The 7533-nt window shown below is 62.9% G+C and carries 10 protein-coding genes and 1 pseudogene; 3 read left to right on the top strand and 8 right to left on the bottom strand.

What is annotated here, in order from left to right:
• Positions 1–439 (bottom strand): annotated as a pseudogene (locus JNN06_RS01515) (hypothetical protein); the annotation flags it as partial.
• Between the two features lie 125 nt (positions 440–564).
• Here JNN06_RS01515 and JNN06_RS01520 point away from each other — a divergent pair.
• The gene (locus JNN06_RS01520) at positions 565–1797 is read left to right on the top strand and encodes an argininosuccinate synthase (protein WP_291237835.1); all 1233 of its coding nucleotides are present in this window, start codon (positions 565–567) and stop codon (positions 1795–1797) included.
• A gap of 133 nt (positions 1798–1930) precedes the next feature.
• Positions 1931–2212, top strand: coding sequence for an SCP2 sterol-binding domain-containing protein (locus JNN06_RS01525; RefSeq protein ID WP_291237844.1), 282 nt, complete (start codon positions 1931–1933; stop codon positions 2210–2212).
• On the opposite strand, the gene JNN06_RS01530 is transcribed toward JNN06_RS01525, so the two are convergent.
• The 6 genes from JNN06_RS01530 to JNN06_RS01555 all read right to left on the bottom strand — a co-directional run bounded on the left by JNN06_RS01530 (position 2209) and on the right by JNN06_RS01555 (position 6021).
• The gene (locus tag JNN06_RS01530) at positions 2209–2925 is read right to left on the bottom strand and encodes an HAD family hydrolase (RefSeq protein WP_291237836.1); all 717 of its coding nucleotides are present in this window, start codon (positions 2923–2925) and stop codon (positions 2209–2211) included. The two genes, JNN06_RS01525 and JNN06_RS01530, sit on opposite strands and share 4 nt — an antisense overlap.
• The gene (locus JNN06_RS01535) at positions 2922–3821 is read right to left on the bottom strand and encodes a D-amino acid aminotransferase (protein WP_291237837.1); all 900 of its coding nucleotides are present in this window, start codon (positions 3819–3821) and stop codon (positions 2922–2924) included. Before JNN06_RS01535 ends, JNN06_RS01530 begins: the two co-directional genes overlap by 4 nt.
• A 51-nt stretch (positions 3822–3872) precedes the next feature.
• Positions 3873–4196 carry an antifreeze protein gene (locus JNN06_RS01540; protein ID WP_291237838.1) on the bottom strand — a complete coding sequence of 108 codons (324 nt, stop codon included), beginning with the start codon at positions 4194–4196 and terminating at the stop codon, positions 3873–3875.
• A 91-nt stretch (positions 4197–4287) separates the two neighbouring features.
• Positions 4288–4908: an urease accessory protein UreG gene (ureG, locus tag JNN06_RS01545; RefSeq protein ID WP_291237839.1), complete on the bottom strand. Its 621-nt coding sequence runs from the start codon at positions 4906–4908 to the stop codon at positions 4288–4290.
• Positions 4905–5531, bottom strand: a complete 627-nt coding sequence (locus tag JNN06_RS01550) for an urease accessory UreF family protein (RefSeq protein WP_366812320.1) — start codon at positions 5529–5531, stop codon at positions 4905–4907. Before JNN06_RS01550 ends, ureG begins: the two co-directional genes overlap by 4 nt.
• Entirely contained in the window at positions 5524–6021 is a 498-nt protein-coding gene (locus JNN06_RS01555) for an urease accessory protein UreE (RefSeq protein ID WP_291237841.1), read from the bottom strand. The genes JNN06_RS01550 and JNN06_RS01555 overlap by 8 nt, the downstream gene beginning before the upstream one ends.
• Positions 6022–6078: 57 nt before the next feature.
• Between JNN06_RS01555 and JNN06_RS01560 the strand changes: the two genes are divergently transcribed.
• Positions 6079–6249, top strand: a complete 171-nt coding sequence (locus JNN06_RS01560; protein ID WP_291237842.1) for a hypothetical protein — start codon at positions 6079–6081, stop codon at positions 6247–6249.
• Here the strand turns inward: JNN06_RS01560 and ureC are convergent.
• A partial coding sequence (ureC, locus tag JNN06_RS01565; protein WP_291237843.1) for an urease subunit alpha occupies positions 6246–7533 on the bottom strand: 1288 nt, incomplete at its 5' end. The genes JNN06_RS01560 and ureC overlap by 4 nt on opposite strands.

The raw sequence follows: 7533 nt of genomic DNA on the forward strand, positions 1-7533 counted from the left end.
TCGCCAGCGCCGCCAGCAGATTGGCCAGCGGGCTTTGCCCCAAAAGCGCAAACAGCACGATGCCAGAGGCCAGCCCGATCACCAGCGCCATCGCCACCACCACCAGCCCGATCAGGATCGACCGCCCGGCATACCGCCCCAGCCGCGCCCCGGAAAAGGCCGGGATATAGCCGACGGGCCGCTCGTTCAGCAGCACGAAGCGGTGCCAGGCCACGGCGATCCACAGCGTCGAAACCAGCATGACAATCACCGCCAGCAAAGCGCCAAAAGCCTCGCCGGGGGGCATGGGCGCGCCGGGTTGCAGCGTGGCGGGGGTGACGCCAATCGCCACCGAAATCGCCATCTGCGCCAGATAGAGCAGCCCCGACACATGCAAGGCCTGCGGCAGGTTGCCGAAAACCTGCCGGATGGAGTGAACGAAAATCGCCCAGGCTTTCATCTGTCTCTCCTTGCGCCGCCTGCGCCACAAAAGGCAGAGCCGCCCGGCACTGTCAACCAGTCGCCCGGCTTGCCACCACAGGCATTTCCCTTTAATCGCAGGCAAAACCCGTTTGGAGCATCCCCATGTCGAAGCCCAAGAAAGTCGTGCTTGCCTATTCGGGCGGCCTTGATACCTCTATCATCCTCAAATGGCTTCAGACCGAATATGGCTGCGAAGTGATCACCTTCACCGCCGATCTGGGTCAGGGCGAGGAACTGGAACCCGCGCGCGCCAAGGCCGAACTGCTGGGGATCAAGCCCGAGAATATCCATATCGTCGATGTGCGCGAGGAATTCGTGCGCGATTTCGTCTTCCCGATGTTCCGCGCCAATGCGGTTTATGAGGGGCTCTATCTGCTGGGCACCTCGATTGCGCGGCCGCTGATCTCCAAGCATCTGGTCGAGATCGCGCATAAGCATGGCGCCGATGCCGTGGCCCATGGCGCCACCGGCAAGGGGAATGATCAGGTGCGCTTCGAGCTGAGCGCCTATGCGCTGGACCCTTCGATCAAGGTGATCGCACCCTGGCGGGAATGGGATCTGACCTCGCGCACCAAGCTGATCGAATTTGCCGAAACCAACCAGATTCCGATCGCCAAGGACAAGCGCGGCGAGGCCCCGTTCAGCGTGGATGCCAACCTGTTGCACACCAGCAGCGAGGGCAAGGCACTGGAAAACCCGGCGCAAGAGGCACCGGACTATGTGTATCAGCGCACCGTTTCTCCGGAAGAGGCGCCGAACACCCCCGAATATATCGAGATCACCTTTGAGAAGGGTGATGCCGTGGCGATCAATGGCGAGGCGATGTCGCCCGCCACCATCCTGACCAAGCTGAACGAGCTGGGCGGGGCGCATGGCATCGGGCGGCTGGATTTCGTGGAAAACCGCTTTGTCGGCATGAAATCGCGCGGGATCTATGAGACCCCCGGCGGCACCGTGCTGCTGGAGGCGCATCGCGGCATCGAGCAGATCACGCTGGATGCCGGCGCCGGCCACCTCAAGGACTCGATCATGCCGCGCTATGCCGAGCTGATCTATAACGGCTTCTGGTTCTCGCCCGAGCGCGAGATGCTGCAAGCGCTGATCGACAAGAGCCAGGAGCATGTCACCGGCACCGTGCGGTTGAAGCTGTACAAGGGCGCTGCCACCTGCGTGGGCCGCTGGTCGGAACATTCGCTGTATAGCGAAAAGCATGTGACCTTCGAGGAAGACGCGGGCGCCTATGACCAGAAAGACGCCGCCGGTTTCATCCGTCTCAACGCGCTGCGGCTGAAGCTGATCGCCACGCGCAACGCGCGGGTTGCGAACAAGGGCTGAGCGCGGCGCGTGCCTGGCACGCACCCCGCGAAAGGCTTGGGCCGCTCCTTTGGGGGCGGCCTTTTTTCGTGACGCAACGGAGATGTTGCAAGGCGCGCGCCGCCCCGTTTAGCTGCGGCAAAGCGGGGAGAGCATCATGGAACAGATCGCGGCAGACATTCGTAAAGCCTTGGAAAACAAGGCATTTTCGGGCAGCCTGAAATTCGATTGTGGTGCGGATGGCGTGATCGTGCTAGCCGATGGCACCGCCTCGACCGCCGACCGCGACACCGATTGCACGCTGCGCCTGAGCCGGGAAAATCTGGTCAGCCTGCTGAAAGGCAAGCTGAACCCGATGATGGCGATGGCCACCGGCAAGCTGAAACTTTCGGGCAGCCCCACGGTGGCCATGGGGCTGGCAAAACTGCTGGGTTAAAGCGCCAGCGCGCGCAGCCGCTCATAGAAGGGCAGCGCCTGATCAACCAGCGCCTGATAGGCTGGCGGCAGATCGGGCAGCGGGCCTTCCGGCTCGTCAAAGCCGGTAGAGCCATGGACCGCATTATACCAATGCGGCGCCCAAACGCCGTCATAAGGCTTGGCCCCGGCAGGCCAGCGCAACATATTGTCCGTAAACGGAATATTCAGCGCGAGGCACAGCTTGCCCAGGGTCTCGCGCGGGGTGGCGCGGATGTCGGCGCTATCCACCACCGGCGGGGCGCTGCCAGTCATTTGCGCCACCTGATCGAATAGCTCTGCCTGTTGCACAAAACCAATATCGGCCAGGTTCGGGCTTTCGCGCTTTTTGGAATAGCTGGCCACCACCCGTGCCGGGTGGCGGATCAGGAACACATTGGTCAAGCCGCGCAAAAAGCCCCGGTCAAAGCCGGGGATCATGTGCAGGGTCATGTGCTTTTGATACCAAAACGGCCGCCCGTCCGGGTTCGGCCCCAGACACTGCGCCGCCACTTGCGCAGCATCTGTCTGGCCCGCTGCAACGATCTCGGCCCCCATCGGATGCTCAACGCCGGTGGCGCTCAGATAGGCCGCATAAAACGGCTCATCCGTCACGGCGCAATCGCCGCGCGCGGCAAAGCTGTACATCATGGCCGTCGACAGATTGCGCGGCCCGCTCCACATGGCGATCTTCATGCCATCACCAGCGCTTTATAAAGGCCGCGCAGGCGTTCGGTCATCGGCCCCATCTGGCCGTTTCCGATCTGCCGCCCGTCAATCACCCCCACCGGAGTTTGTGCCCCGAAGGTGCCGGTGAGGAAGGCCTCATCGGCGGAATAGGTGTCGACAAGGCTGAAATTGCGCTCGAATACCGGGATGCCATTCGCCCGGCACAGCTCGATCACCTTGCGGCGGGTGATGCCGTTCATGCAGTAATCGCCCGTGCTGGTCCAAACCTCGCCCTTCTTCACGATGAAGAAATTGCAGGCATTAGTAGTGTTCACAAAGCCATGCAGATCCAGCATCAGCGCCTCATCCGCCCCCGCCTTTTGCGCCGCGATACAGGCCAGAATGCAGTTCAGCTTGCTGTGCGAGTTCAGCTTGGGGTCTTGCGTCATCGGCAGACCGCGCAGATGCGGCACAGTGGCCAGCGTGATCGGGCGCGGGATCTTGGGGCGCGAATGCTCCATGATGATCGCAATGGTCGGGCCCTGCTGGCTGAGCTTGGGGTGCTGAAAGGGCCGCGTCTTGACGCCCCGCGTGACCATCAGCCGCGCATGGGCGTCAGTCGTCATGCCATTCGCGGCCTGCAAATCGAAAATGGCCTGCTTCACCTGATCGGGGGTCAGGCCGATCTCCAGATCAATCGCCTTTGCCGCCTCGAACAGCCGCTCCATATGATCATCCAGGAAGGTCCAGCGGCCATCATACAGCCGCACCCCCTCCCACACGCCATCGCCCAGCATGAAGCCACTGTCATAGATCGACACGACCGCCTCGGCCCGGGGCACGATGCGGCCATTCAGCCAGAACAGAAGCGCGGCATTGCGCGCGTCTTCCTCGGCCTGATGGGTGGAAACGTGATCGGTCATGTGGCCCCCTTTTTGCGCCACGCTAGGCGGCGCACGGAGAGGCTGCAAGCCTTACAGCGGCAGGTTCGGGCCGCTTTTCTGCAACCGCTTGAGATTGGCGCGCGTGCGGCTGCGCACGGGCTTCAGGGCGGCCATGGCGACCGCAGCCGTGCCATGACCCGCCATCATCGCGGCCCCGGCCTTGGTGGCGGATTGCAGCGCAGCCTCGGCCTTTTCCTGCACCATGCGCAGGTTTTCCTCTGGCTTGGTGTTCCAGAGGCCAGCCATGCCCCAAAGGCGCATGGCAATCACCATCTGCGCCTCGGCCATCATCATTCCGGCCTGAACCGAAAGCTCCGCCGCCTGTTTCGGGGTGACAAACATGCACTCATCCATTCGCATTTCCGAATGAAAGCATGACAGCCCCCCCTGCATGCGCAAGGTATACTTTGGGGGAATAACGCGAAAGTCGCAGCAATTTCGCCCATCAGGCGAGTGAGAGCCCGCCCTCTTCCTGCAAGAATTGCACGATCTGCGCCACCCCCTGCCCCTGCCGCATGCGTCCCATCACATAGGGCCGCGCGCCACGGGCGGCCTTGGTATCGGCCTCCAGCTGCACCAGATCGACCCCCACATGCGGCGCCAGATCGGTCTTGTTCACCACCAGAAGGTCCGAGCGCGCCAGCCCCGGCCCCCGCTTGCGCGGAATATCCTGCCCGGCTGCGGTGTCGATCACATAGATGGTCAAATCCGCAAGTTCGGGGCTGAACGTCGCCGCCAGATTATCCCCGCCGGATTCGATCAGGATCAGGTCCAGATCGGGAAAGGCGCCGCGCAGATCGGCCACGGCGGCCAGGTTGATGCTGGCATCCTCGCGGATCGCCGTATGCGGGCAACCGCCGGTTTCCACCCCTCGAATGCGGTTCGAGGGCAGAACCTGCGCGCGGGTCAGGTAATCGGCATCTTCGCGCGTGTAGATGTCATTGGTGATCACCGCCATCGAGCAACGCGACGCCAGCGCGGCGCAGAGCTTTTCGGTCAGCGTGGTCTTGCCAGCGCCCACAGGGCCGCCAATTCCCACGCGCAAAGGGCCATTCGGGCTGGTCATGTGCGGAATATCCTGACTTCCAAGGTTTCGTGTCGCATCGCCGCCATATCGGCGCCGGGGGTAAAGCTGGAGATGTCCTCCAGCGGCATGACGGCAGCCCGCTGCGCAATCGCGCCGATCCGCGAGGACAGCCGCGCGAGCATCGCCTGTGCGCGGGTTTGCCCCATCGGCAAAAATCGCGTCGCCGCCGAGATCATCTGCGCCGCCGCCCCATGCAGAAACAGCGCCAGCACCTCCTCCACAGGCACGGCAAGGCCGCGCGTCGCCAAGCCCACAGCCACCGGATAGGGCCGCACAGAGACTGTTTCGCCTGTGATCCCCGCCACAAGCGCGCAAAAGGCGCGCCCTTGCTCCATCAGCTCGATCTCACGCTCGGCACAGCTCGCCATGGCGCGGATCAGATCGGAAAGCTGGTCAGGGTCACCCGCTGCATGGGCCTGCGCGACGATCACCGCATCCATCTGAGGCGTGCCGAATTCCAGCACATCGCAGACCCAGTCTTCCAGATTGTCCGCCGTCACCTGCCCGGTTGCCATGACCTGCTCAAGCCCCTGGCTATAGGCAAAGCCGCCAATCGGAAACGCTGGCGACAGCATCTGCACAAGGCGCAGCCGGTCATCCATGGCGATGCAAAACCCCGTCGCCATGGTGGTGAAACCCGAAATCCGGGCCATGGTCATGCCCCATGGTGCGGCCATGGCCATAGGCCCCGCCCTCGGGCCGGAAGGGCGCCTCGGTCAGCTGCACCTGCGCGCCCAAGCCCGTCAGCATCTTTTCCAGCACATGATCGCGCCGGATCACCAGATGATCGGCCGCGATCTGGCAGGGCGTATGCCGGTTGCCGATATGCCAGGCCAAACGCGGCAGATCGCCGGTGATCCGTACCACCGGCTCCGCCGCCGCGATGACGACAACCAGCCGCCCGTCGGAAAGCTGAAAGGCGTCACCCTGATCAAGGCTGGTGGTCTCTGGCAGATCGACCAGAAAGCTGGTGCCATCCTCGGCCTGCATGCGCTTGCGCCGCAAAAACCGGGCGTCATAGCCCAGCACGATCCGGGCATCGGCCTTCAGCCAGCTGCCGCTGCGCAGGATGTGATGTGAGGTGAGTTGCATGATTCTTTAACCTTCTGTTGCGAGGGTCACAGCAGATCGAACAGAAAGGGAACTGCCATGCCCAAGCAAACCCCCGCCGAAGAATTGATCGCCCTGCGCGCCCTGCTGCGCCGGCTTCAGGCGCGCGAAGCCGCCCTGACGCTGGAGGTCGAAATGGAAGAAAAGCCCCGTGGCCCGCAACGCCCCGGCTGGCCGATCCGCCGCATTGTCTCCACCCCGCTGCATTAGAACAGGAAATAGCGCTGCGCGAGCGGCAACTCCCGCGCCGGTTCGCAGGTCAGCAACTCGCCATCGGCCCGCACCTCATAGGTTTCGGGATTGACCTCGATATGGGGCGTTGCCGCGTTCAGACGCATATCCGATTTGCCGATGTTGCGGGTGTTTTCGACTGCGTAAAGCCGCTTTTGCAGCCCCAAAGCCGCGCCAACCCCATCGGCCATTGCCGCCGCAGACAGGAAGGTCGCGCAGGCCTCGCCCCGTGCGCGGCCCAATGTTCCGAACATCGGGCGCGAATACATCGGCTGCACCGGGATCGAGCCATTGGGATCACCCATCTGCGCCACCACGATCATGCCGCCCATCAGCACCATCTCGGGCTTGGCACCAAAAAAGGCCGGTTGCCAGATCACCAGATCCGCGCGCTTGCCAACCTCGATACTGCCGATATGGCGCGACAGACCATGCGCAATCGCGGGGTTGATGGTGTATTTCGCGATGTAGCGCCGCACCCGCAGATTGTCATTCTCTCCGGTTTCGTCAGCCAAACGCCCGCGCTGGACCTTCATCTTATGCGCCGTCTGCCATGTGCGGGTGATCACCTCCCCCACCCGGCCCATGGCCTGACTGTCGGAGGAAATCACCGAAAACGCGCCCATATCATGCAGAATATCCTCGGCCGCGATGGTTTCCTTGCGGATACGGCTTTCGGCAAAGGCCACATCCTCGGGGATCGCGCGATCCAGATGGTGACAGACCATCAGCATATCCAGATGCTCTTCCACCGTGTTCACTGTGTAAGGCATCGTGGGATTGGTGGAGGACGGGATCACGTTCTGGCTGCTCACCACTTTCATGATGTCAGGCGCATGCCCGCCGCCCGCGCCTTCTGTGTGAAAGGCATGGATGGTGCGGCCCTTGATCGCCGCGAGGGTATTCTCCACAAATCCCGACTCGTTCAGCGTATCGGTATGGATCATCACCTGCACATCCATTTCGTCGGCGACAGTGAGGCAGCAATCAATCGCTGCGGGCGTGGTGCCCCAATCCTCGTGCAGCTTCATCGCGCAGGCGCCCGCACGAACCTGCTCGATCAGCCCCTCTGGCAGCGACGCATTTCCTTTGCCCGCGACACCAAAATTCATCGGGATCGCATCCAAAGCCTGCAACATCCGGTGGATATGCCACGGACCCGGCGTACATGTGGTGGCAAGCGTGCCATGCGATGGCCCGGTGCCGCCGCCCAGCATGGTCGTCACCCCCGAATGCAAGGCATCCTCGGCCTGCTGCGGGCAG

The organism is Gemmobacter sp. (assembly GCF_016792925.1).
GTDB lineage: Bacteria > Pseudomonadota > Alphaproteobacteria > Rhodobacterales > Rhodobacteraceae > Gemmobacter.